The 277-nt window shown below is 43.0% G+C and carries 1 rRNA gene; it reads right to left on the reverse strand.

The window, feature by feature from the left end:
- Nucleotides 1–69: ribosomal RNA gene (locus M3629_RS28245) — 16S ribosomal RNA — on the reverse strand; the annotation flags it as partial.
- Nucleotides 70–277: the final 208 nt, after the last annotated feature.

A 277-nucleotide genomic window follows, 5' to 3' on the forward strand; every position in this document is an offset into this window, starting at 1 on the left:
CCGCTCGACTTGCATGTATTAGGCATGCCGCCAGCGTTCGTCCTGAGCCAGGATCAAACTCTCCAATAAAGATGAATTTCGCAGCGTCGTTAAACGCGGTGTAACTCATCGGGGTATTGAAAAGAGCATAAGCTCATTTTGAATCTGACGAGATTAAATCTCATTGTTGCTTTCAAAATCATACAGTTCGAAGACTTGTACCGATTTTTCCAGCGTCGATCTTGCAAGCAAGATCGTTACTCACTCGTTGTTCAGTTTTCAAAGATCAAACTTGTTC

The sequence above is a fragment of the Paenibacillus polysaccharolyticus genome, from assembly GCF_023714295.1.
GTDB lineage: Bacteria > Bacillota > Bacilli > Paenibacillales > Paenibacillaceae > Paenibacillus > Paenibacillus polysaccharolyticus_A.